Raw genomic sequence first — 22,137 nt, 5'->3', positions numbered from 1 at the left:
CCAACCATTCTCGATTCCCCATTCCCCATTCTCGGCTTCATCATTCCCGAATCCCGAATCCCGGCTGCGCCACCAGCGCAGCCATGATCGCTTTCTGCACATGCAGCCGGTTCTCGGCTTCGTCGATGGCGATGCAGGAAGGCGAATCCATCACCGCATCGGTGGCCTTGACATTGCGGCGCAGCGGCAAGCAATGGCTGAACAGGCCATGGTTGGTCAGGGCCATCTTCGCCTCGTCGACGATGAAGTGCTTGTTGCCCTCTCGGATCTGGCGTTCTTCGTCCCAGCGGCCGAAGAACGGGATGGCGCCCCAGCTCTTGGCGTAGACGACGTCGGCATCGCGGTAGGCGCTTTCGATGTCGTGGCTGACGCGCAGGCTGCCGCCGTTGGCGGCGACGTTTTCCCGGGCGAAATCCATGTAGCGCGGATCGAGCAGATAGGCCCCGGACGGGCACAGCAGGGTCACGTCCATGCCATAGCGCGTAGCGATCTGCAGGGCCGAGTTGGCCACGGCGGTATTCAGCGGCTTCGGATGGTAGGTCCAGGTCAGGACGTATTTGCGCCCCTTCAGCTCCGTGCCCAGGTGCTGCTGCAGGGCCATGATGTGGGCCAGTTCCTGGCACGGGTGGGTGATCGTTTCCATGTTGATCACCGGTACGGTCGAATATCTCGCGAAGGCCTGGATGACCGTGTCCTCGCGATCGACCGACCAGTCCTGGAACTTCGGAAAGGCGCGCACGCCGATCAGGTCGACGTAACGGCTCAACACCCGGGCCACCTCGGCGATGTGCTCCTCGGTCTCGCCATCCATGACGCTGCCCACCTCGAACTCGATCGGCCAGGCATCCTTGCCGGGAGCGAGCACGATGGCCTTGCCACCGAGCTGATGGGCGCCCAGCTCGAAACTCGTGCGCGTGCGCATCGAGGGATTGAAGAACAGCAGCGCGATCGCCTTGCCGGCGAGCTGGTCGCCCAGGCGGGACTCGCGAAACGCCCGGGCCTGATCGAGCAGCGTGTCCAGTTCGGACCGGCTCCAGTCCTGCGTACTCAGGAAATGCTTGGTGTTCACGGCGCTACCCCCTGCAGAAAACAAAAAAACCCGGCACGTGGGCCGGGTCTTCGTCGAAACACTTGGAACGCGCGACAGCTACCCGACCGGATTGGAGGTCATCGGTCGGCGCGCGCGCGAGGTCATGCCGGCGGCCATGCGGGCGCTGGTCAGGATCGTGGCGGCGGTCGGCTGTCGGTTCATGGCGGGACTGACGTTACCGGCATTTCTGCCGCAGTGCAACAGATGCCTCTTGCGGCAGACCAAAATGCAAACAGGGCCGCCAATGGGCGGCCCTGCGTTCGACCCCTGCGGAGTGTGCGGTTTATTCGGCCGGCGCGACGCTGACCCGCACCCGCATGCGCTCGCCCGGGTCGTAGTCCAGATGCGACATGAACACGTCGCCGCGATAGCGATACTGCACGTCGTAGCCGACGATGCGGCGTTCGCTGTAGCGCTCGCTGACCGTGCGGCAGCGCGTTTCCGGCTCCGCGTAGTAGCGATCGTCACGGCGGGCGGCATTGTTGCCGATCGCGCCGCCGATCAGGGCGCCGGCGACCGTGGCCGCCTTGCGGCCATCGCCCTTGCCGACCTGATTGCCGAGGGCACCGCCGACGATGGCGCCGATGACCGTGCCGGCTCCGTTGTTGCCGCGGGAATCACGACGCTCGACTTCGGTGTCGTAGCATTCCTCGCGCGGACGCGTGGAGACGACCTCGTCGTAGACCGGATCGACACGCAGCACGTCGGCCCAGGCCAGGCGCACGTTGTCGGGGCCGCGATCGTCGCCATAGCCACGATCCTGCGCCTGCGCAGAGCCGGCGAACAAGGCAGCTCCGGCGAGGGCGGCCAGCAGAACATTCTTGAGCATTGCAATCTCCAAATCGGGGTCGGGCTATCGAGCCGGGCCTTCTGCGGGCCTGCCTGATGGAATGAATCGGCTTCCTGGTGGCGCCTGACAGCCTCGTATTGGGCAGGATTACAGCACAGGCTTACTGAATGCTTACCTAAGGATTCATGGATTTCCGTGGCCAAAACGGCGGCGGCCCGGGGACTGCTATCATCCGCGGCTGACCACGATGCCAAGCCGTCAGCCACCATGAATCTGCGCCTGCACAATTCGATGACGCGCCGCGTCGAGGACTTCGTACCGCTGGATCCTGAACGGATCACGATGTACGTGTGCGGACCGACCGTCTACAACTACATCCATGTCGGCAACGCGCGTCCGGCGGTCGTCTTCGGCCTGCTTGCACGCCTGTTGCGCCGACATCACAAGCACGTCGTCTACGCCCGAAACATCACCGACGTCGACGACAAGATCAACGCCGCGGCCAGGGAAGCCGGGGCGCCGATTGCGACCATCACCACGCGCTTTGCCCAGGCCTACCACGAGGATCTGGCCCGGCTGGGGGTGGACCCGCCCGACATCGTTCCGCACGCGACGGCACACATCGCCGAGATCATCGCCATGTGCGAACGCCTGATCGCCAGCGGCCACGCCTACGCCGCCGAGAACCATGTCCTGTTCGATGTCGAAAGCTATGCCGACTACGGCAAGCTGTCTGGGCGCTCGACCGAGGACATGATCGCGGGCGCGCGCATCGATGTCGCCCCGTACAAGAAGGGGCCCGGCGATTTCGTACTCTGGAAGCCCTCGACCGATGACCTGCCCGGCTGGGACAGCCCGTGGGGACGCGGTCGGCCCGGCTGGCACATCGAGTGCTCGGCCATGGCCGAGGCCCATCTCGGTGACACCATCGACATCCATGCCGGCGGCAACGACCTGATGTTTCCGCATCACGAAAACGAGATCGCCCAGAGCACCTGTGCACACGGCGGCAAGGTCTTTGCCCGCTACTGGCTGCACAACGGCATGCTGACCTTTGGCGGCAGGAAGATGTCGAAATCGCTCGGCAACGTGATGATCCTGCACGAGTTGCTCGAGAAATACCCGCCCGAGGTGCTGCGCTTCCTGCTCCTGCGTGCCCACTACCGGCAGCCGCTGGACTGGTCCGAAAGCACGCTGGCGCAATCCCGGGCCACCCTCGACGGTTGGTACGGCGTATTGCGCGACCGCGCCGACATCGAGCTCGCCGAAGACGAATGGATCGTCACACCCGATTTCGAGGCGGCCCTGTGCGACGACCTCAATACACCGGCGGCATTCGCCATCCTGTCCGGACTCGCCGACGAGGCACGCAAGGCCGCCAGCGCCGAGACCAGGCGGCGGACCCTGGCAGCCCTGCTCGGCTGCGCGAGGCTGATCGGCCTGCTGCAGGAAGATCCCGAGAACTGGTTCAAACAGACCGCGGCCGGCAATGAAGTCGATGCGGACTGGGTGCAGCGACTGCTCGAGGAGCGCGTCGCGGCACGCGCCGCCAGGGACTTTTCGCGCGCTGACCGGATCCGCGAGGAACTGGCCGCCAGGGGCGTGGTCATCGAGGATGGCGCGGGCGGGACGCGCTGGAAGGTGGTCGAGCCGGGACAGACGACGCCCTGAAGTCATCGCGGACTTCGCCACTCGGGCTTCGCGCTCGAGGAGCGGACCGGCACCGTCTGGAATTCCCGATGCCTGCCCTTAAATCAAAAGGATGAACGTGAGCAGCGAACAGACCACGGACGCACCGGTGGAACCGAGCGCAGAATCGGCCCAGGCGGCCATCGCCGAAGAGTTCGGCTACTTGGGCGACTGGACCGAGCGCTACCAGTACCTGATCGATCTTGGCCGCAAGCTGCCGGCGTTTCCCGACGAGGCGCGCACTGAGGAGAACAAGGTCAACGGTTGCCAATCCCAGGTCTGGCTGCTCGGCCGGGGGGACGCGGATCGGCTGGATTTCACAGCCATCAGCGATTCCTCGATTGTCTCCGGCCTGATCGCACTGCTGTTGCGTGTCTACTCGGGACGATCGGCACGGGAAATCCTCGACACCGAACCGCGCTTCGTCGAGGCCATTGGCTTGTCCAAACACCTTTCGCCGACCCGATCAAACGGTCTCGCGGCGATGCTGGCGACGATCAAACGCCGCGCCGCCGAACTGGCCGGATAAATCGACGCGCTGTCTCGCGCCATACCCACCCGGGCGTCACCGATTCGTCACGCCACCGCCACACGCCCTTAAAAACCGGGGCCCAGCATGTCCACTACGGAATGCGGGAATTCGGCATGCGCACTGCGATCGTCACGGAAACCTGGCCGCCGGAGATCAACGGCGTCGCCCTGACCGTGCAATCGCTGGCGCGCGGCTTGCGAAGGCTCGGACACTCGGTCGAACTGGTCAGGCCGGATCGGCCCGGAGACGCCGCAACCATCAGCGCCAACGAATTCGCCGAGCTGCGGGTCCGCAGCACGGGACTGCCACGCTACCCCGGCTTGCGCGTCGGCCTGCCGGCTCAGTCGCGCCTGGTCCGGCATTGGTCGAGCAGTCGTCCGCAAGCCATCTACGTCGCCACTGAAGGACCGCTCGGCCACAGTGCGCTCGGCGCGGCACGCCGCCTCGGCATCCCCGCCTGCACCGGATTCCATACCCGCTTCGATGACTTCATCACCCACTACGGGTTCCCGTGGCTGAGTCCGTTCGTCTTCGCCGGCATGCGGCGTTTCCACAATCGCGCTGCCACGACCCTCGTGCCGACCCGCGAGCTGGCCGATTTCCTGCGTAGCCGGGCGTTTGCCAATATCAGCGTGCTCAGCCGCGCCGTCGATGTCGACCTGTTCGCCCCATCGCGCAGGGACGCGACGCTGCGCGACCGCTGGGGCCTGACCGATGACGGACTGGCCGTGATCCACGTCGGGCGCCTGGCCGCCGAGAAGAACCTCGACCTCGCGGTCCGCGCCTTTCGCGAGATCGAGCGCGTGCACGCCGGGGCCCGATTCATCGTGGTCGGGGACGGTCCGGAGCGTGGCCGCCTGGCCGACACGAACCCGGATTTCATCTTTGCCGGTATGCATCGGGACGAAGCGCTGGCCCGTCACTATGCGAGCGGCGACCTGTTTTTGTTTCCGAGCCTGACTGAAACCTTCGGCAACGTCACGCTCGAAGCGATGGCCAGTGGCCTGCCCGTTGTCACCTTCGATTACGGAGCCGCGCGAGAACACATCCGCGAAGCCGACTGCGGGGTATGCGTGCCATTTGCCGATGCCGACGCCTTCGTTGCCGCTGCGGTTGCCCTGGCGGGCGATCCAGCCCGCCGTTCGCGAATGGCGGGCCGGGCACGCGAGACAGTCTCCTGCTTGAGTCCGGATGCCGTCAGCCGCGGTTTCGCCGATCTGATGGGGTCCCTGTGCAAGGAAAACGCGGCATGAATCAGGGTTGGCACCGCTTCGAAGTGCTCAGTGGCGAATGGCGCCTGTGCCTGGCGTGCAATCGCTGGGTCGCCGGCAGGTCCGTGGTGACCTTCTTCCGCATCATCAGCCGTCTCGGTGACGGGCTGATCTGGTACGCGCTGATGCTCGGCCTGGCCGTGCTCGGCGGCGAAGATGGCTGGCGGGCTGCCCTGCACATGGCCGCCGTCGGCATCGTCGCAGCGAGTCTTTACAAGCTGCTCAAGGGTTGGACGCGCCGACCGCGGCCGTATCGCAGCCACGTCGGCATCGTCGCCCACATACCTCCGCTGGACGAGTTCAGCTTTCCTTCCGGGCACACGTTGCACGCGGTCAGCTTCAGCCTCGTCGCCCTGGCCTGGTTTCCCGGTTTGCTCGTGCTCTTGCTGCCGCTGACCCTGCTGATCGCGCTTTCCCGGATCGTGCTCGGACTTCACTATCCGAGCGACGTGATCATGGCGATGCTGATCGGACTCGCCCTCGCCGAGCTGTCGATCATGTGGGTTTTCCAGACTGGGTGAATGCCCGGCATTGCTCGCGGCCTGCGGCCGCAAGCCGATGTCCGGCCCTTACCTCGCAGGAATCAATCCAGCCGGCCCTGGTCGCCGCGCTTGCGCACGATCAGCATCGCCAGTTCAAGCGACTGTTCGTAGTTCAGGCGCGGGTCGACCGAGGACTTGTAGGCCCGGGTCAGGTCGCTTTCGGTCAGGTCGCGGGCGCCGCCCATGCACTCGGTGACGTTTTCGCCGGTCAGTTCGAGATGCACGCCGCCGAGTCGGGTTCCCGCGGCGGCATGGATATCGAAAGCCTGGTCGAGCTCGTCGCGGATATTCTCGAAGCGCCGCGTCTTCACGCCGCTGCCGAGCGATTCGGTATTGCCGTGCATCGGGTCGCAGCACCAGAGCACCTTGCGGCCAGAGGCACGCACCGCGGACAGCAAGGGTGGCAAGGCCTTGGCGACGTGCTTCGCGCCCATCCGGTGGATCAGGGTCAGGCGTCCCGGTTCATTATCGGGGTCGAGCACGTCGATCAGGCGCAGCAGTTGGTCTGGCTGGGTCGATACGCCGACCTTGACCCCGATCGGGTTGCGGATGCCACGACAGTATTCGACATGGGCACCGCCGATATCCGCCGTACGCATGCCGATCCACGGGAAGTGCGTGGACAGGTTGAACCAGCCCCAGTGACGCGGTACCTGGCGGGTCAACGCCTCCTCGTAGTGCAGCAGCAGGGCTTCGTGCGAGGTATGGAAATCGACGCGCTGGAACTCGCCGACCGCACTGCCGGCCAGGGTTTCCATGAAGCGCAGCGAGTTGCCGATCGACTCGACCATCTGGCGGTATTCGCTCTGCAGCGGCGAATGCGCCACCCAGGCCAGATCCCAGTATTCGGGATGGTGAAGGTCGGCGAAACCGCCGTCGATCAGGGCGCGCACGAAGTTCATCGTCATCGCCGATCGGGCATGGCCCTTGATCAGGCGGCGCGGATCGGCGCGCCGGCTCTCGGCATCGAAAGCCGGACCGTTGACGATGTCGCCGCGGTAGCACGGCAGGGTCACTTCGTTACGGGTCTCGGAATCCGCCGACCTTGGCTTGGCGTACTGGCCGGCGAACCGCCCGACACGCACGATCGGCAGCTTGAGGCCGTGGGTCAGCACAAGGCTCATTTGCAGCATGACCTTGAGACGGTTGGAGATCAGCGGCGAAGTGCAGTCGTCGAAACTCTCGGCGCAGTCGCCGCCCTGCAGGAGGAAGCGACGGCCCTCGGCGGCATCGGCGAGCAGGCCGCGCAAGGCGAGGATCTCCCAGGAGGTGACCAGCGGAGGCAGTTCGCGCAGCTGATCGAGGGCCAGGTCGAGTTCGGCCGGATCGAGATAGGTCGGCTGCTGGACGGCCGGAAAAGCCTGCCAGGACGCCGGCGTCCAGTTTTCGGGTTGCCGGACCGGAGCGATGTTTCGTTCGCGCTTCATCGGGGCCTGCTCATGCTGCACTGCGGCATCCATCATGCCACAGGCGGCCCCGCAGTCAAATCAGGCCCGCCTGAAGCCGGCCCAGAGTGCGGCCAGGAACAATCCGATGAAACAGGCGAGGACCCAGGTCGGCATCGACAGGCCAAGGAAGGTCCAGTCAATCGTGCCGCAGTCCTGGTCGCGGATGAAGATGGTCTTGAGGAACTTCAGCGCATCGTAGTTCTCGAGCGCGTATTCGAACGATGGGGCGCAGCCATCGAGCTGCTCGGGCGGCAGATGCTGCAGATAGACATGGCGGCCGGCCACGTAGGCGCCGCCGGCGGCGAGCAGGGCCGTGACGATTCCGTACAGGCGAACACCGAGTCGACCCGGACCGTGCAGCGCGGCCAGCAGCGCGACCAGGCCGACCGCTCCGACGAACACGCGCTGGACCATGCACAGCATGCAGGGCTGGTAGCCCTGGACGTACTGGGCGAACAGCGCATAGCCCATCAGCAATGCACAGGCGCAAGCGATCAGCAGGAAGATCTTGCGCGAGGAAATGGCTCGACTCATTGCGTGGGCTCCAGCTCAGTGGTCAGGGGACCTGCATACTGACAGGCGGTTGTGGGCGCGGTTCCCCGGCGTCGGCGCCAGGGCGCAAAAAAACCCAGGGCCTGGATTCCGCGGTTACCCAGTATCCCGCAAACGAAAAAGCCCCGCACGGGCGGGGCTTTCTCTGCTGCCGGTTATCTGGCTCAGTCTTCGCTGGCCACAGCGCCGGACTGCGGCCGATCGAGCAGCTCGACATAGGCCATCGGTGCGCTGTCACCTGCACGGAATCCGCATTTGAGGATGCGCAGATAGCCGCCCTTGCGCTCGCGGAAGCGCGGGCCGAGTTCGACGAACAGCTTGCCGACGGCCTGCTTGTCGCGCAGGCGGGCAAACGCGAGCCGACGGTTGGCGACGCCATCGGTCTTGGCCAGCGTGATGAGCGGCTCGGCGACCCGACGCAGCTCCTTGGCCTTCGGCAAGGTCGTGCGGATCAGCTCGTGCTTGAACAACGAGGCAGCCATGTTCTTGAACATCGCTTCGCGATGGCTGCTCGTGCGGTTGAGTTTGCGTCCGGATTTCTGGTGGCGCATGGCAATGTTCTCACTGTCTGTTGTTATGAAAAGCCGGCGCCTGTGTCCGACTTCCCGCGGTTACCCGCTTATTATTTAGGGATACGGGATTCGTGATTGGGGATTCGGAAAAGCGTTCCTCGCGAGGACGTTGCCGTTTCGAATCCCGAATCCCTAATCTCCAATCCCGGCTTTGAATCAACCCAACTGCATGCCGTGCGCAATGCCCGGCGGCGGCCACGATTCGAGCTTCATGCCCAGCGACAGACCACGCTGTCCGAGCACGTCCTTGATTTCGGTCAGCGACTTCTTGCCCAGGTTCGGGGTCTTCAGCAGCTCGACTTCGGTCTTCTGCACGAGGTCGCCGATGTAGTAGATGCTCTCGGCCTTGAGGCAGTTGGCAGAACGCACGGTCAGTTCGAGGTCGTCGATCGGACGCAGCAGGACCGGATCGACGCCGCTCTTGTCGGTCTTCGCATCGGCGCTCTCGCGACGGGTGAAGTCACCGAAGATCGAAATCTGGTCCTGCAGGATCTCGGCGGCCTTGCGTACGGCTTCCTCGGCATCGATCGCACCGTTGGTGTCGATCTCGAGGACGAGCTTGTCCAGATCGGTGCGCTGTTCGAGACGCGCGCTGTCGACCTGGTAGGCGACGCGGCGAACCGGGCAGAACGATGCATCGAGCTGCAGGCGGCCGATCGGACGCGCTTCCTCGTCCGGAAGGCGGCGCGAGACGGCAGGCTGGTAGCCGACGCCACGAACAACTTTGAGGCGCATGTTCAGCGCGACGTCCTTGGTCAGGTTGCAGATCACGTGGTCGGGATTGATGATCTCGACGGTGTGATCGACCTTGATGTCTGCAGCCGTGACGACGCCCTTGCCCTTCTTGCTCAGGGTCAGGGTCGATTCGTCATGGCCATGCATGCGGATCGCGATGTCCTTGATATTGAGCAGGACTTCGATGACGTCTTCCTGGAGGCCTTCCAGGGTCGTGTACTCGTGCAGGACGTTGTCGATCTCGACTTCGACGATCGCGCAGCCCGGAATGGACGACAGAAGAACGCGACGCAATGCGTTGCCCAGGGTGTGACCAAAGCCACGCTCCAGCGGCTCGACCACGACTTTGGCGTGGTTGAGACCGATGCGCTCGACTTGAATGCCGCGGGGACGCAGCACATTGGTGGATCCTGCCATGAACAGGGACTCCGAAAGTTGCGGTGAATTACTTCGAGTAAAGCTCGATGATGAGGCTCTCGTTGATATCCGAGGGCAGATCCGAACGCTCAGGCAACGCCTTGAAGACGCCGCTGAACTTCTTCGGGTCGACTTCGACCCAGGCCGGAACCAGATCCATCTCCTGCGAGACGGTGACCGATTCCTGCACGCGCAACTGGCTGCGCGCGCTCTCGGTGAGAGAAATCTCGTCGCCCGGCCGGACCTGGTAGGACGGCAGGTTGACGCGCTTGCCGTTCACCGAAACTGCACGGTGGGCGACCAGCTGGCGAGCCTGGGCGCGGGTGACCGCGAAACCCATGCGATAGATGACGTTGTCGAGGCGAGTCTCGAGCTGGCGCAACAGGTTTTCACCGGTGTTGCCCTTCTGGTTGGACGCCTTGACGTAGTACTTGTGGAACTGGCGCTCGAGCAGGCCATAGATGCGCTTGACCTTCTGCTTCTCGCGCAGCTGCACGCCATAGTCCGACAGGCGTCCCTTGCGGGCGGCGCCATGCTGGCCGGGCTTCTGTTCCAGCTTGCACTTCGAATCGATCGCGCGCGCCGGGCTCTTGAGGCTGAGGTCAGCGCCTTCGCGCCGGGCCAGCTTGCAGGTGGGTCCGATATAACGAGCCATTTCAGTATCCTTTAGACGCGACGCTTCTTCGGCGGACGGCACCCGTTGTGCGGGATGGGCGTCACGTCGATGATGTTGGTGACCTTGAAGCCGACGTTGTTCAGCGAACGAACGGCCGATTCGCGACCCGGGCCTGGGCCCTTGATACGCACTTCGATCGTCTTCACGCCGTATTCGGCAGCAACGCGGGCAGCCTTTTCCGCTGCAACCTGTGCGGCGAATGGCGTGGACTTGCGCGAGCCACGGAACCCGGCGCCGCCAGCGGTTGCCCAGGAGAGGGCATTGCCTTGGCGGTCGGTGATCGTGACCACGGTGTTGTTGAAAGACGCCTGCACGTGGCAGATGGCGTCAGTCACAACGCGCTTGATCTTCTTCTTCGGCTTGGCGACCGGCTTATTCATGATTCGTTTCCGGGCAGATTATTTTCTGATCGCACGGCGCGGACCCTTGCGGGTACGGGCATTGGTGCGAGTGCGCTGGCCGCGCATCGGCAAGCCGCGGCGATGACGCAGACCGCGATAGCAGCCGAGGTCGATCAGGCGCTTGATCGCGATACCCACTTCGCGGCGCAGATCGCCCTCGACCGTGTATTTCGCAACCTCGTGACGGATCTTTTCGACTTCCGCTTCGGTCAGGTCCTTGATCTTGGTCGACGGCGCGACACCCGCGTCCAGACAGACCTTGCGCGACCGCGAGCGGCCGATTCCATAAATGCTTTGCAGACCGATCGAAGCATGCTTCTGGACCGGCAGATTGACACCCGCAATGCGCGCCATGTTTGAATGTCTCCGAAAGAACTAAATGCGCAGTGAACTTCGTATTCTATCTGTTTTCAGGGGAAACTGGAACCCCTGGAATTCCCGTTCCCGCCCCCTCCGGGAGCGGTCACGGCAGTCCCCGGGGCCCGGCTCAGCGGCCCTTGAGGTTTGCCTTCTTGAGCAGGCTTTCGTACTGGTGTGAAACCAGATGGGCCTGGATCTGGGCGGTGAAATCCATGACCACCACGACCACGATCAGCAACGATGTACCGCCGAAGTAGAACGGCACGTGCCAGGCGTTTCGAAGCAGGTCCGGAACCAGACAGACGGCGACCAGGTACAGGGCGCCGATGCCGGTCAATCGGGTCATCACACCATCGATGTAGTCAGCCGTGGCCTTGCCCGGGCGAATGCCCGGAATCAGCGCGCCCGAACGCTTCAGGTTGTCGGCCGTTTCCTGCGAATTGAACACCAGCGCCGTGTAGAAGAAGGCGAAGATGATGATCATGATCGCGTAGATCAGCATGTGCAGCGGTTCGCCCGGGCCCAAGGCCGCGGTCAGTGTCTGCAACCAGCGGATTTCGTTCGAATTGTTGAACCATGCCGCGGCCGTGGCCGGGAACATGATCAGGCTCGAAGCGAAGATCGGCGGAATCACGCCCGCCATGTTGATCTTGAGCGGCAGGTGCGAGCTCTGGTTCATGTAGGCGCGGCCTGCGCCACCCTGCTTGCGTGCGTAGTTCACGGTGATGCGGCGCTGGCCGCGCTCCATGAAAACGACGAAGGCAGTCACCACGAGCACGGCAACCAGCACCATCATCAGCTTGAGCCAGGTCAGCTCGCCGCTGTTGGCCATGCCGAGGGTGTGCACGACAGCGGTCGGCAACCCGGCGACGATGCCGGCGAAGATGATCAGCGAAATGCCGTTGCCGATGCCGCGCTCGGTGATCTGCTCACCCAGCCACATCAGGAACAGGGTGCCGGCGGTCAGTCCGACCACGGTACCGAAGATGAAACTCGGGCCCGGCGCGTAGACGACGCCAGCCTGCGTCTGCAGCATCGTGGCGACGCCGAAAGACTGGAACGCGGCCAGGCCGACCGTGCCGAAGCGCGTGTAGGTGGTCAGCTTGCGCCGTCCCGACTCACCTTCCTTCTTCAATGCCTGCCAGGCCGGAACGACCGAGCTGAACAGCTGCACGACGATGGACGCCGAGATGTACGGAATGACACCCAGGGCAAACAACGAAAACCGGCTCAACGCGCCGCCCGAGAACATGTTGAACATGTCAATCAGGCCGCCGCTGTTGGAAACCAGGCGCGCCATCGCCTCGGGGTTCACGCCGGGAACCGGAATGAACGAGCCCAGGCGGAACACGACCAGCGCACCGATCACGAACAAAAGACGCTGCTTCAGCTCGGTCAGCTTGCCGAGCGATGCCAATCCGCTGGATTTCGAGGCTGCCACGGTTATTCGACGCTCCCGCCAGCCGCTTCGATGGCCGCACGGGCGCCCGCCGTCACGGCAACGCCGCTCAGCTTGATGGCTCGGGTCACTTCGCCCTTCTTGACGATCTTGGCGCGGGTGGCGCGCGTTTCGATCAGGCCGGCGGCCTTCAGCGCGGCGAAATCGACCACGTCGAGGTTCAGCTTGTCGAGCTGGTAGAGCAGGACTTCACTGATGTCCATCGACATCTTCGAACGGAAGCCCACCTTGGGCAAACGGCGCTGCAGCGGCATCTGGCCGCCTTCGAAACCGGCCTTGACCTTGCCCTTGCCGGAACGCGCGAACTGGCCCTTGTGGCCGCGACCGCAAGTCTTGCCGAGGCCGGATCCGATACCGCGACCGACGCGCACGCCTTCTTTGCGGGCACCCGGCGCGGATTTGAGAGTATTGAGACGCATGGAATCGACTCCTGATTCTGCAGGACGCTTACGCGTCACTTTCGACGTTGACCAGGTAGCTGACCTGATTGATCAGACCCCGGACCGACGGCGAATCTTTCAGTTCGCGCACATCGTTGAGCTTGCGCAGGCCGAGGGCCTTGACGCTGAGACGATGGCGCCCCTGGCAACTGTTGGGACTCTTGACCAGGCGCACGCGCACGGTCTGGTTCTTTTCCTTAGCCATTGCCCAATACCTCTTCGATCGTCTTGCCGCGCTTGGACGCGATACCCTGCGGCGTTGCCATGGCCTGGAGCCCGTTGATGGTGGCGCGAACCAGATTGATCGGATTGCGCGAACCGACGGCCTTGGCCAGGACGTTCTTCACGCCGACCACTTCGAGGACCGCGCGCATGGCGCCGCCCGCGATCACGCCGGTACCTTCGGAGGCCGGCTGCATGTAGACGCGTGCCGCGCCATGGTTCGCCTTGACGGCATGCCAGAGCGTGCCTTCCTTGAGGTCGACCCGCACCATGTTCTTGCGCGCACGCTCCATCGCTTTCTGGATGGCGATCGGCACTTCACGCGCCTTGCCGTAACCGAAGCCGACACGACCTTCGCCATCGCCGACCACGGTCAGCGCGGTGAAGCTCATCTGGCGGCCGCCCTTGACGGTCTTGGCGACACGATTTACCGCGATCAACTTCTCGAGGAGGCCGTCGCTGGTCTCACGATCATTGCTTGACATGTTTCACCTTTGTGCCGGCCAACGAGGGTCCGGACTTCTGCTTGCGGTTGGTACCGCTTGGAGTTGTGGTGGTTCTCTAGGTTGGGATTCGGGATTGGGGATTCGGGATTCGGGATTCGCAAAAGCGCGTGTACTGCATCGCTCTGTCGAATCTCGAATCCCAAATCCCGAATCCCGGATACTTAAAACTTCAAACCCGCTTCACGCGCCGCATCGGCCAGGACCTGGATGCGTCCGTGGTAACGGAAGCCCGAGCGATCGAAGGCGACATTCTCGATGCCGGCCTTGATCGCGCGCTCCGCGATGGCCTTGCCGACGGCCGCGGCAGCGTCCTTGTTCTTGGTGCTCTTGAGACCCTCGGCAACCGCCTTCTGCACGGTCGATGCCGATGCGATGACCTTGTCTCCCGAGGCGCTGAAAACCTGCGCATACAGATGCTGGCCCGTGCGATGCACGCTGAGGCGCGGAACACCAAGGGAGCGAATGTGCATGCGCGTCGATTTGGCGCGACGGAGTCTTGCGATGTTCTTGTCCACTGTCTTTCTCCGGGAAGCGGAAGCGCCCTATTAGGCCTTCTTGGCTTCCTTCAAGGTGATCTTCTCGCCGGCATAACGGACGCCCTTGCCCTTGTAGGGCTCCGGCGGACGGAACGAACGGATCTTCGCGGCGGCTTGGCCAACGACCTGCTTGTCCGTACCCTTGATCAGGATCTCGGTCTGGGTCGGAACCTCCAGCGTGACGCCTTCGGGCGCCTTGAACAGCACCGGATGCGAAAAGCCGAGAGTCAGGTTGAGGTCCTTGCCGGCAAGCGCGGCACGATAGCCGACGCCTACCAGTTCCAGCTTGCGCTGGTAGCCTTCACTGACGCCGACCACCATGTTGTTGATCAGGGCGCGGGCGGTACCCGCCATCTTGATGTCGTTGTCGGTCTTGCCGCTCAGCAATACCTGGCCATTCTCGATGCTGGCCTGCACGCCTGGCGGCGTATCCAGCTTGAGGGTGCCCTTCGGACCCTTCACGGTGATCGCTTCGGCAGCCACCTGGACGTCGACGCCCTTCGGCAGCACTACGGGTTTCTTGGCAACGCGTGACATGATTCTCTCTCCTTAGGCCACGATGCCGATGACTTCGCCGCCAAGACCCTGGGTACGGGCCTGCGCGTCGGTCATGATGCCGGACGATGTGGAGACGATGGAAATTCCGAGCCCGTTGAGCACCTTCGGCAGCTCGTTCTTGCCGCGATAGACGCGCAGGCCGGAACGGCTGACGCGCTCGATACGGTCGATGACGGGCTTGCCTTCGTAGTACTTGAGGGCAATCTCGAGTTCAGGCTTGCCTTCCTTCGCCTGCACCTGGAATTCGGCAACATAGCCTTCGTCCTTGAGCAGGGTCGCGATGGCGAGTTTCACGCGCGACGAGGGCATGCGCACCGCGCGCTTGCCGGTAGCCTGGGCGTTGCGGATACGCGTGAACATATCGGCGATGGGATCAGTCATGCTCATGAATCTGTTTTCCTTTCAAGCATCGATATCCGAATCTGTGAGGATCCGAGATTTGGGATTCGGGATTCGGGATTCGCATGAGCCGGGGGCGCGAAGCTGCTGCTTCTGACCAATCCCGAATCCCGAATCTCGAATCCCGGCAAGCTACCAGCTGGCCTTACGCAAGCCGGGCACGTCGCCGCGCATGGTGGCTTCGCGGAGTTTCATGCGGCCGAGGCCGAATTTCTTGTAGACGCTGCGCGTGCGTCCGGTCAGCGCGCAGCGACTCTGCTGGCGAACCGGGCTCGAATCGCGCGGAAGCTTCTGCAGCTTCTCGGCTGCCTCGAGCTTTTCCTCATAGGTCGCCTTGACGCTGCTGACGATCTTCCTGAGTTCATCGCGCCGTGCGGCGTATTTCTTGACGAGCTTCGTGCGCTTGTGCTCGCGCATGATCATTGAAGTCTTGGCCATTGCCGGTATTCCTGCTTCGCTTGATTAGTTGCGGAACGGAAAGCCGAAGGCTTCGAGCAATGCCTTGGCTTCGTCGTCGGTGCGCGCAGTGGTGGTCACCGCAATGTCCATGCCGCGCATGGCATCGACCTGGTCGAAATCGATCTCCGGGAAGATGATCTGTTCCTTGACGCCCATGTTGTAGTTGCCACGGCCGTCGAACGAGCGACCCGAGATGCCGCGGAAGTCGCGAACGCGCGGCAACGAGACGTTGACCAGGCGATCGACGAATTCGAACATCTGCGCGCGGCGCAAGGTGACCTTGCAGCCGATCGGCCAGTTGTCGCGGATCTTGAACGTCGCAATCGACTTCTTCGACAAAGTGATGATCGGCTTCTGTCCGCCGATCTTCGCCATGTCGGCGACCGCGTTTTCGAGAATCTTCTTGTTGCCGACGGCCTCGCCCACGCCCATGTTCAGCGTGACCTTGGTCAACCGTGGCACCTGCATCGGATTCTTGTAGCCGAAACGCTCGATCAGCTTCGGAACAATCGTTTCTTTGTAGATGGTTTCAAGACGCGTTGTCATTGCGGCAGCCTCAAGCGTCGACAACTTCGCCGGACGGACGGAAAACGCGAACCTTGCGGCCGTCTTCAAGTGTCTTGAAGCCGACCCGTGCGCCCTTGCCCGTAGCGGAGTTGAACAACTGTACGTTAGAAATGTCGATCGAAGCCTCGCGCTCGATGATTCCACCCGGCTGGTTGGCCTGCGGATTCGGCTTCGTGTGACGCTTGACCAGGTTGACGTTCTGCACGAACACGTGGTCACCGACCACGCGCGAGACTTCGCCTTTCTGGCCCTTGTTTTTGCCGGCGATCACGATGACCTGGTCGCCCTTGCGGATACGGTTCATGTCGGCTTTCCCGTTTACAGCACTTCTGGAGCGAGCGAGACGATCTTCATGAACTTCTCGCTGCGCAGCTCGCGCGTGACCGGCCCGAAGATGCGGGTACCGATTGGCTCGAGCTTGTTGTTGAGGAGCACGGCCGCGTTACCGTCGAAACGGATCAGCGAACCGTCGGCGCGGCGGACTCCCTTGCGGGTACGCACGACGACGGCGTCGTAGACCTCACCCTTCTTTACCTTGCCGCGCGGAATCGCTTCGCGCACGGATACCTTGATCACGTCGCCGATCTGGGCATAACGGCGCTTCGAACCACCAAGCACCTTGATGCACATCAGTTCGCGTGCGCCGCTGTTGTCCGCTGCGGCAAGCGTGGTCTGCATCTGGATCATGTTGCTAGCTCCTTACGTCCCGGGCCGGTTACTGCGTGGCCCGCGTGACGATTTCGACCACGCGCCAGTTCTTCGTCTTCGACATCGGCCGCGTCTCGGAAATACGCACCACGTCGCCCTCTTGGCATGTGCCTTCGGCGTCGTGCGCGTGCACCTTGCTCGACCGACGCACGATCTTGCCGTACAGCGGATGCTGCACCTGGCGCTCGAGCAGGACGGTGACCGTCTTCTGCATCTTGTTGCTGACGACACGCCCTTCGAGCGTGCGCACGTTCTTTTCTGATTCGCTCATCGCAGGTCGTCCTTACTTCTTGCTGCCAAGGACGGTCTTGACCTGCGCGATTTCGCGCCGGACACGTCCGAACTGGTGGGTCTGGGTAAGCTGACCGGAGCCCTTCTGCATGCGAAGGTTGAACTGTTCGCGGCGAAGCTCGCCGAGATGCTCGTTCAGTTCCTTCTCCGACTTTTGGCGAAGCTCTTTCAGTTCCATCACAGCACCGTTCTAGTTACAAACTGGGTCTGGACCGAGAGCTTGGCAGCGGCCAGGCGGAACGCCTCGCGTGCGGTGGTCTCGTCAACACCCTCGATTTCATAAAGCATGCGGCCCGGCTGAATCGGAGCCACCCAGAATTCCACGCTGCCCTTGCCGTTGCCCATACGCACTTCGATCGGCTTCTTGCTGATCGGCTTGTCCGGGAACACGCGGATCCAGAGCTTGCCGCCACGCTTGACGAAACGCGTGATGCAGCGGCGAGCGGCCTCGATCTGACGTGCCGTCAATTGGCCGTGCGTGGTCGCCTTCAGACCAAATGAGCCGAAGCTCACCTTGGTGGCGACATACGACAGGCCCGGGTTACGGCCCTTTTGCACCTTGCGGTACTTGGTTCGCTTCGGTTGCAACATGATTCAATTCCTTACTTCGCCGAAGGCCGACGAGGCGCGCGTTCTTCGCTGGCCTCGGCCTTGGCTTCCTGCGTGGCAGCATGAAGGTCGAAAATCTCGCCTTTGTAGATCCAGACCTTGACGCCAATGATTCCGTAGGTCGTCTTTGCCTCGGCCAGGCCGTAGTCGATGTCCGCACGCAGCGTGTGCAGCGGAACCCGACCTTCGCGGGCCCACTCCGAACGCGCGATTTCCGCGCCGTTCAGACGTCCGCCTACGTTGACCTTGATGCCGAGGGCGCCGAGGCGCATCGCGTTCTGGACCGAGCGCTTCATCGCCCGGCGGAACATGATGCGGCGCTCGAGCTGCTGCGCGATCGACTCGGCGACGAGCTGGGCATCGAGCTCGGGCTTGCGGACTTCGGTCACGTTGATATGGGCGGGTACGCCCATGACCGCGGTGACTTCCTTGCGCAGCTTCTCGATATCCTCGCCCTTCTTGCCGATAACGACACCCGGACGCGCCGTGTGGATCGTCACCCGCGCGGTCTTCGCCGGACGCTCAATCGTGATCTTCGAGATACCCGCCTGGGCGAGCTTCTTCTTGAGCAACTCGCGCACCTTCAGATCGGCGGCCAGATAGCCGGCGAAATCGCGCTTGTTGGCGAACCACTTGGAGTTCCAGTCCTTCGAGACACCAAGGCGGAACCCAATCGGATTGACTTTATGACCCATCGTTAGCGTCCTTTACTCGCCCACGACCACGGTGATGTGGCTGGTGCGCTTGGTAATACGGTTACCACGGCCCTTGGCACGTGCATGCATACGCTTGAGAGACGGGCCTTCGTCGACAAAGATCTTCGAGACCAGCAACTCATCGACATCGGCGCCGAGGTTGTTCTCGGCATTGGCGACCGCCGACAACAGCACCTTCTTGACCAGATGTGCGGCCTTCTTGTTGCTGAAGGCGAGCAGGTTTGTCGCACTCCCAACCGGCATGCCACGCACCTGATCGGCGACGAGGCGGACCTTCTGGGCGGAGATGCGCGCGCTGCGCAATATCGCTTTGGCTTCCACGATGCTATCTCCTTATTTCTTCTTGTCGGCGGATTTCTTGTCGCCGGAGTGACCCTTGAAGGTGCGGGTCACGGCGAATTCGCCGAGCTTGTGGCCGACCATGTTCTCGTTGACGAGGACCGGCACGTGCTGGCGCCCGTTGTGAATCGCCAGGGTCAGCCCAACCATCTCCGGCGAGACCATGGAACGGCGCGACCAGGTCTTGATCGGACGCTTGTTGCTGCCAGTCGAAACGGCCTCGACCTTCTTCAGAAGGTGGTGGTCGATGAACGGGCCTTTCTTCAATGAACGAGCCATGATCTATCTCAACCTCTGCGATCGCGCACGATGAACTTGTCGGTGCGCTTGTTCTTGCGCGTCTTGTAACCCTTGGTCGGCATGCCCCATGGGGACACCGGATGCGGGTTGCCCTGGCCAGCCTTCGCCTCACCACCACCATGCGGATGGTCGACCGGGTTCATGGCTGCGCCACGAACGGTCGGGCGAACACCGCGCCAGCGACTGGCGCCAGCCTTGCCGAGCTTCTCCAGGCTGTGCTCGGAGTTGCCGACTTCGCCGATGGTCGCCCGGCACTCGGCCGGCACCTTGCGCATTTCGCCGGAGCGAAGACGCAGCGTGGCATGGCCCTGTTCACGGGCGACGAGCTGGGCCGAAGCACCGGCTGCACGAGCCAGCTGCGCTCCCTTGCCCGGCTTCAACTCGATGCAATGCACGGTCGAACCGATCGGGATGTTGCGCAGCGGCAGCGAATTGCCGATCTTGATCGGCGCCTCGCGGCCGGCCATCAGCTGGTCGTCGACCTTCGCACCCTTCGGCGCGATGATGTAGCGACGCTCGCCGTCGGCGTACAGCAGCAACGCGATATGCGCCGTGCGGTTCGGATCGTACTCCATGCGCTCGATGCGGCAGGCAATGCCTTCCTTGTCGCGCTTGAAGTCGATGATGCGGTAGTGCTGCTTGGAGCCACCGCCCTTGTGACGGGTGGTGATGCGTCCGTAATGATTGCGTCCGCCCGTCTTGCTCTGCGACTCCGTCAAAGGCGCATAAGGCGCGCCCTTGTGAAGGCCCGGGGTCGAAACACGAACCGCCGAACGACGTCCTGCGGATGTGGGCTTGAGTGTGATCAGTGCCATGGATAATTCACCTTAGGCCTTGGCCATCACGTCGATGGATTGACCTTCGCCAAGACGTACATATGCCTTGCGCTTGTTGCCGCGAGTACCGGTCTTCTGGCGGAATGCCTTGGTCTTGCCCTTGAGGTTGACCACATTCACCGTTTCGACCTGCACGTTGAACAGCTGCTCGACGGCCGCCTTGACGTCGGCCTTGGTCGCGCCCTGCGCAACCTCGAAAACATACTGGTTTGTTTCCTGCAGACGCGCCGTCTTCTCGGAGATCAACGGAGCGCGCAGCACGCTGTAGAGAGACTCTTTCATGCCAGCCACTCCTCGATCTTCTTGAGCGAATCGACGGTCATCAGCACGTGGTCGGCGCCAACGAGGCTGACCGGGTCGATCGCCGCACCGTCAACCACATGGACGTATGGGATGTTGCGCGCGGCCAGGTACAGCGCCTCGGGTGCATTCTCGGCGACCAGCACGCAACGACCCGACGCTTCGAGCTCGGCCAGCTTGCTGACCAGGCTCTGGGTCTTCGGCTTGTCGATGCCGAACGACTCGATGATGCGCAGACGACCCGTGCGGTTGAGCTCCGACAGGATCGAAGCCATGGCGCCGCGGAACATCTTGCGATTGACCTTCTGGGCGAAGCTGCGCGGCTTCGCCGCGAAGGTGACGCCACCACCGATGAAGATCGGCGCCTTGAGGGCGCCATGACGCGCGCCGCCACCTTTCTGGGCCTTGGACTTCTTGGTCGTTCCGTTCACTTCGGAGCGGGTCAACTGGGCCTTGGTGCCGGAGCGGCCCGCATTGCGGTACGCGACGACGACCTGATGAACCAGATCTTCGCGGAATTCCTTGCCGAACACGGCGTCGGAAACCTGGACCGGCTTGGAGCCTATGACATTGAGTTCCATCACTGTGCTCCTTAAGCCTTGACCGCGGGACGGATGATCAGGTTGCCGCCCTGCGCACCCGGCACCGAGCCCTTGATCGCGATCAAATGACGCTCGCTGTCGATCTTGACGACTTCGAGGTTCATCGCCGAACGGCGCACGGCACCCATGTGGCCGGACATCTTCTTGCCGGGGAAAACGCGTCCCGGCGTCTGGCGCTGGCCGATAGAGCCCGGCGCACGATGCGACAACGAGTTGCCGTGCGTCGCGTCGCCCATCTTGAAGTTGTGCTTCTTGATGGTGCCCTGGAAGCCCTTGCCCTTGGTGGTGCCGGCAACGTCCACGATCTGGCCGACCGTGAAGATCTCGTCGGCCTTGAGTTCGCCGCCGACGCTGAACTTGGCCAGTTCGTCCGCCTCGAGGCGGAATTCCCAGAGACCGCGTCCGGCTTCGACCTTGGCCTTGGCGTAATGCCCGGCCAGCGGTTTGTTCACCAGCGCCGCGCGCTTGCTGCCCGCAGTCACCTGGATGGCGTTGTAGCCATCGATTTCCGTCGTCTTCACCTGGGTTACGCGATTCGGTGTCGCTTCAATCAGCGTCACCGGAATCGAGCGTCCGTCTTCGGTGAAGATCCGGCTCATGCCGCATTTGCGGCCTACCAATCCGATACTCATCGTCGTGTCCTATCTGCCGCTATCAGTAGAGCTTGATCTGAACGTCCACACCGGCCGCCAAGTCAAGCTTCATCAGGGCATCCACGGTCTTGTCGTTGGGGTCAACAATATCCAGCACGCGCTTGTGAATACGTGTCTCGTACTGGTCACGTGCATCCTTGTCCGCATGAGGCGACACCAGGATGGTGTAGCGCTCGATCTTGGTCGGCAGCGGGATCGGACCACGCACCTGCGCACCCGTGCGCTTCGCCGTTTCCACGATTTCACTCGCCGAACGATCGATCAGGCGATGATCGAAAGCCTTGAGCCTGATACGAATCTTCTGGTCTGCCATTGCCGTGTTTTCCTGGTTGGGGCAAGGGGCGCGCACACCCCTAACCGCTCATTTCATTCGCTTGGGATTCGAGATTCGATAGTCGGGATTCGTGGAAGCGCCTCTACGCCTTTCCGAATCCCGAATCCCCAATCCCGAATCCCGGGTTCAAATCACTCGAGAATCTTGGCAACGACGCCGGCACCGACGGTGCGGCCGCCTTCGCGGATCGCGAAGCGCAGGCCTTCGTCCATCGCGATCGGCGCGATC

36 protein-coding genes are annotated in these 22,137 nt (G+C 62.8%); 4 read left to right on the top strand and 32 right to left on the bottom strand.

Annotated elements, in window-relative coordinates:
* Nucleotides 1–40: 40 nt before the first annotated feature.
* Both BM125_RS07280 and BM125_RS07275 read right to left on the bottom strand, forming a co-directional pair.
* Nucleotides 41–1,069: an N-acetylornithine carbamoyltransferase gene (locus tag BM125_RS07280; protein ID WP_092406452.1), complete on the bottom strand. Its 1,029-nt coding sequence runs from the start codon at nucleotides 1,067–1,069 to the stop codon at nucleotides 41–43.
* Nucleotides 1,070–1,373: 304 nt separating this feature from the next.
* Nucleotides 1,374–1,919, bottom strand: a complete 546-nt coding sequence (locus BM125_RS07275; protein ID WP_092406450.1) for a glycine zipper 2TM domain-containing protein — start codon at nucleotides 1,917–1,919, stop codon at nucleotides 1,374–1,376.
* A gap of 228 nt (nucleotides 1,920–2,147) precedes the next feature.
* Here BM125_RS07275 and cysS point away from each other — a divergent pair, with 228 nt between their 5' ends.
* The 4 genes from cysS (at nucleotide 2,148) to BM125_RS07255 (ending at nucleotide 5,893) form a co-directional block, all read left to right on the top strand.
* Nucleotides 2,148–3,551 carry a cysteine--tRNA ligase gene (gene cysS, locus BM125_RS07270; protein WP_092406448.1) on the top strand — a complete coding sequence of 468 codons (1,404 nt, stop codon included), beginning with the start codon at nucleotides 2,148–2,150 and terminating at the stop codon, nucleotides 3,549–3,551.
* Nucleotides 3,552–3,648: 97 nt separating this feature from the next.
* On the top strand, nucleotides 3,649–4,098 hold the full coding sequence (locus BM125_RS07265; RefSeq protein ID WP_245778836.1) for a SufE family protein: 450 nt from the start codon (nucleotides 3,649–3,651) through the stop codon (nucleotides 4,096–4,098).
* Between the two features lie 116 nt (nucleotides 4,099–4,214).
* Nucleotides 4,215–5,354: a glycosyltransferase family 4 protein gene (locus BM125_RS07260; protein ID WP_092406632.1), complete on the top strand. Its 1,140-nt coding sequence runs from the start codon at nucleotides 4,215–4,217 to the stop codon at nucleotides 5,352–5,354.
* Nucleotides 5,351–5,893 carry a phosphatase PAP2 family protein gene (locus BM125_RS07255; RefSeq protein WP_092406444.1) on the top strand — a complete coding sequence of 181 codons (543 nt, stop codon included), beginning with the start codon at nucleotides 5,351–5,353 and terminating at the stop codon, nucleotides 5,891–5,893. The genes BM125_RS07260 and BM125_RS07255 overlap by 4 nt, the downstream gene beginning before the upstream one ends.
* A gap of 62 nt (nucleotides 5,894–5,955) precedes the next feature.
* Here the strand turns inward: BM125_RS07255 and BM125_RS07250 are convergent, their stop codons facing one another.
* The 30 genes from BM125_RS07250 to BM125_RS07105 form a co-directional block, all read right to left on the bottom strand.
* Entirely contained in the window at nucleotides 5,956–7,341 is a 1,386-nt protein-coding gene (locus tag BM125_RS07250; protein ID WP_092406630.1) for a class II 3-deoxy-7-phosphoheptulonate synthase, read from the bottom strand.
* 60 nt (nucleotides 7,342–7,401) lie between these two features.
* Entirely contained in the window at nucleotides 7,402–7,896 is a 495-nt protein-coding gene (locus BM125_RS07245) for a disulfide bond formation protein B (RefSeq protein WP_092406442.1), read from the bottom strand.
* A gap of 182 nt (nucleotides 7,897–8,078) precedes the next feature.
* Nucleotides 8,079–8,465 (bottom strand): 50S ribosomal protein L17, encoded by a 387-nt coding sequence (rplQ, locus tag BM125_RS07240; RefSeq protein ID WP_092406440.1) that lies wholly within the window; start codon nucleotides 8,463–8,465, stop codon nucleotides 8,079–8,081.
* Between the two features lie 177 nt (nucleotides 8,466–8,642).
* Nucleotides 8,643–9,638, bottom strand: a complete 996-nt coding sequence (locus BM125_RS07235; RefSeq protein WP_092406438.1) for a DNA-directed RNA polymerase subunit alpha — start codon at nucleotides 9,636–9,638, stop codon at nucleotides 8,643–8,645.
* A 28-nt stretch (nucleotides 9,639–9,666) separates the two neighbouring features.
* Complete coding sequence (gene rpsD / locus BM125_RS07230) at nucleotides 9,667–10,293, bottom strand: 30S ribosomal protein S4 (protein WP_092406436.1); 627 nt, start codon at nucleotides 10,291–10,293, stop codon at nucleotides 9,667–9,669.
* 11 nt (nucleotides 10,294–10,304) lie between these two features.
* Nucleotides 10,305–10,694 (bottom strand): 30S ribosomal protein S11, encoded by a 390-nt coding sequence (gene rpsK / locus BM125_RS07225; protein ID WP_092406434.1) that lies wholly within the window; start codon nucleotides 10,692–10,694, stop codon nucleotides 10,305–10,307.
* Between the two features lie 18 nt (nucleotides 10,695–10,712).
* Complete coding sequence (gene rpsM / locus BM125_RS07220) at nucleotides 10,713–11,069, bottom strand: 30S ribosomal protein S13 (protein WP_092406432.1); 357 nt, start codon at nucleotides 11,067–11,069, stop codon at nucleotides 10,713–10,715.
* Between the two features lie 133 nt (nucleotides 11,070–11,202).
* The gene (gene secY / locus BM125_RS07215) at nucleotides 11,203–12,516 is read right to left on the bottom strand and encodes a preprotein translocase subunit SecY (RefSeq protein WP_092406430.1); all 1,314 of its coding nucleotides are present in this window, start codon (nucleotides 12,514–12,516) and stop codon (nucleotides 11,203–11,205) included.
* Nucleotides 12,517–12,518: 2 nt separating this feature from the next.
* On the bottom strand, nucleotides 12,519–12,953 hold the full coding sequence (rplO, locus tag BM125_RS07210) for a 50S ribosomal protein L15 (RefSeq protein WP_092406428.1): 435 nt from the start codon (nucleotides 12,951–12,953) through the stop codon (nucleotides 12,519–12,521).
* A gap of 28 nt (nucleotides 12,954–12,981) precedes the next feature.
* On the bottom strand, nucleotides 12,982–13,179 hold the full coding sequence (gene rpmD / locus BM125_RS07205) for a 50S ribosomal protein L30 (RefSeq protein WP_092406426.1): 198 nt from the start codon (nucleotides 13,177–13,179) through the stop codon (nucleotides 12,982–12,984).
* On the bottom strand, nucleotides 13,172–13,681 hold the full coding sequence (rpsE, locus tag BM125_RS07200; protein WP_092406424.1) for a 30S ribosomal protein S5: 510 nt from the start codon (nucleotides 13,679–13,681) through the stop codon (nucleotides 13,172–13,174). The genes rpmD and rpsE overlap by 8 nt, the downstream gene beginning before the upstream one ends.
* A 182-nt stretch (nucleotides 13,682–13,863) precedes the next feature.
* Nucleotides 13,864–14,217, bottom strand: a complete 354-nt coding sequence (gene rplR / locus BM125_RS07195) for a 50S ribosomal protein L18 (protein ID WP_092406422.1) — start codon at nucleotides 14,215–14,217, stop codon at nucleotides 13,864–13,866.
* A 30-nt stretch (nucleotides 14,218–14,247) separates the two neighbouring features.
* Nucleotides 14,248–14,775: a 50S ribosomal protein L6 gene (gene rplF, locus BM125_RS07190; RefSeq protein WP_092406420.1), complete on the bottom strand. Its 528-nt coding sequence runs from the start codon at nucleotides 14,773–14,775 to the stop codon at nucleotides 14,248–14,250.
* 12 nt (nucleotides 14,776–14,787) lie between these two features.
* The gene (gene rpsH / locus BM125_RS07185) at nucleotides 14,788–15,183 is read right to left on the bottom strand and encodes a 30S ribosomal protein S8 (RefSeq protein WP_092406418.1); all 396 of its coding nucleotides are present in this window, start codon (nucleotides 15,181–15,183) and stop codon (nucleotides 14,788–14,790) included.
* 144 nt (nucleotides 15,184–15,327) lie between these two features.
* Nucleotides 15,328–15,633, bottom strand: coding sequence for a 30S ribosomal protein S14 (gene rpsN, locus BM125_RS07180; RefSeq protein ID WP_092406416.1), 306 nt, complete (start codon nucleotides 15,631–15,633; stop codon nucleotides 15,328–15,330).
* A 24-nt stretch (nucleotides 15,634–15,657) separates the two neighbouring features.
* Nucleotides 15,658–16,200, bottom strand: a complete 543-nt coding sequence (gene rplE, locus BM125_RS07175) for a 50S ribosomal protein L5 (protein WP_092406414.1) — start codon at nucleotides 16,198–16,200, stop codon at nucleotides 15,658–15,660.
* Between the two features lie 10 nt (nucleotides 16,201–16,210).
* The gene (gene rplX, locus BM125_RS07170; protein WP_092406412.1) at nucleotides 16,211–16,525 is read right to left on the bottom strand and encodes a 50S ribosomal protein L24; all 315 of its coding nucleotides are present in this window, start codon (nucleotides 16,523–16,525) and stop codon (nucleotides 16,211–16,213) included.
* A gap of 14 nt (nucleotides 16,526–16,539) precedes the next feature.
* Nucleotides 16,540–16,908, bottom strand: coding sequence for a 50S ribosomal protein L14 (gene rplN, locus BM125_RS07165; RefSeq protein WP_092406410.1), 369 nt, complete (start codon nucleotides 16,906–16,908; stop codon nucleotides 16,540–16,542).
* A 28-nt stretch (nucleotides 16,909–16,936) separates the two neighbouring features.
* Nucleotides 16,937–17,200 (bottom strand): 30S ribosomal protein S17, encoded by a 264-nt coding sequence (gene rpsQ / locus BM125_RS07160; RefSeq protein ID WP_092406408.1) that lies wholly within the window; start codon nucleotides 17,198–17,200, stop codon nucleotides 16,937–16,939.
* A gap of 12 nt (nucleotides 17,201–17,212) precedes the next feature.
* The gene (gene rpmC, locus BM125_RS07155) at nucleotides 17,213–17,398 is read right to left on the bottom strand and encodes a 50S ribosomal protein L29 (protein ID WP_092406406.1); all 186 of its coding nucleotides are present in this window, start codon (nucleotides 17,396–17,398) and stop codon (nucleotides 17,213–17,215) included.
* Complete coding sequence (rplP, locus tag BM125_RS07150; RefSeq protein WP_092406404.1) at nucleotides 17,398–17,811, bottom strand: 50S ribosomal protein L16; 414 nt, start codon at nucleotides 17,809–17,811, stop codon at nucleotides 17,398–17,400. The genes rpmC and rplP overlap by 1 nt, the downstream gene beginning before the upstream one ends.
* Nucleotides 17,812–17,822: 11 nt before the next feature.
* Nucleotides 17,823–18,524, bottom strand: a complete 702-nt coding sequence (gene rpsC / locus BM125_RS07145; RefSeq protein ID WP_092406402.1) for a 30S ribosomal protein S3 — start codon at nucleotides 18,522–18,524, stop codon at nucleotides 17,823–17,825.
* Nucleotides 18,525–18,536: 12 nt separating this feature from the next.
* Nucleotides 18,537–18,866: a 50S ribosomal protein L22 gene (rplV, locus tag BM125_RS07140; RefSeq protein WP_092406400.1), complete on the bottom strand. Its 330-nt coding sequence runs from the start codon at nucleotides 18,864–18,866 to the stop codon at nucleotides 18,537–18,539.
* 12 nt (nucleotides 18,867–18,878) lie between these two features.
* Complete coding sequence (rpsS, locus tag BM125_RS07135) at nucleotides 18,879–19,163, bottom strand: 30S ribosomal protein S19 (protein WP_092406398.1); 285 nt, start codon at nucleotides 19,161–19,163, stop codon at nucleotides 18,879–18,881.
* A gap of 8 nt (nucleotides 19,164–19,171) precedes the next feature.
* Nucleotides 19,172–19,999, bottom strand: coding sequence for a 50S ribosomal protein L2 (gene rplB / locus BM125_RS07130; RefSeq protein ID WP_092406396.1), 828 nt, complete (start codon nucleotides 19,997–19,999; stop codon nucleotides 19,172–19,174).
* 12 nt (nucleotides 20,000–20,011) lie between these two features.
* Complete coding sequence (rplW, locus tag BM125_RS07125) at nucleotides 20,012–20,302, bottom strand: 50S ribosomal protein L23 (RefSeq protein WP_092406394.1); 291 nt, start codon at nucleotides 20,300–20,302, stop codon at nucleotides 20,012–20,014.
* Nucleotides 20,299–20,901 (bottom strand): 50S ribosomal protein L4, encoded by a 603-nt coding sequence (gene rplD / locus BM125_RS07120; RefSeq protein ID WP_092406392.1) that lies wholly within the window; start codon nucleotides 20,899–20,901, stop codon nucleotides 20,299–20,301. The genes rplW and rplD overlap by 4 nt, the downstream gene beginning before the upstream one ends.
* An 11-nt stretch (nucleotides 20,902–20,912) precedes the next feature.
* Entirely contained in the window at nucleotides 20,913–21,554 is a 642-nt protein-coding gene (rplC, locus tag BM125_RS07115) for a 50S ribosomal protein L3 (RefSeq protein ID WP_092406390.1), read from the bottom strand.
* Nucleotides 21,555–21,576: 22 nt separating this feature from the next.
* Nucleotides 21,577–21,888: a 30S ribosomal protein S10 gene (gene rpsJ, locus BM125_RS07110; protein WP_092406388.1), complete on the bottom strand. Its 312-nt coding sequence runs from the start codon at nucleotides 21,886–21,888 to the stop codon at nucleotides 21,577–21,579.
* 152 nt (nucleotides 21,889–22,040) lie between these two features.
* Nucleotides 22,041–22,137, bottom strand: a 97-nt coding sequence (locus BM125_RS07105) for an EF-Tu C-terminal domain-related protein (RefSeq protein WP_483862685.1), incomplete at its 5' end; no start/stop codon positions are given.

The sequence above is a fragment of the Dokdonella immobilis genome (genome assembly GCF_900115085.1).
GTDB lineage: Bacteria > Pseudomonadota > Gammaproteobacteria > Xanthomonadales > Rhodanobacteraceae > Dokdonella > Dokdonella immobilis.
The sequence above is the reverse complement of the archived record's forward strand: the minus strand, read 5'-3'. Positions and strand labels throughout refer to the sequence as shown.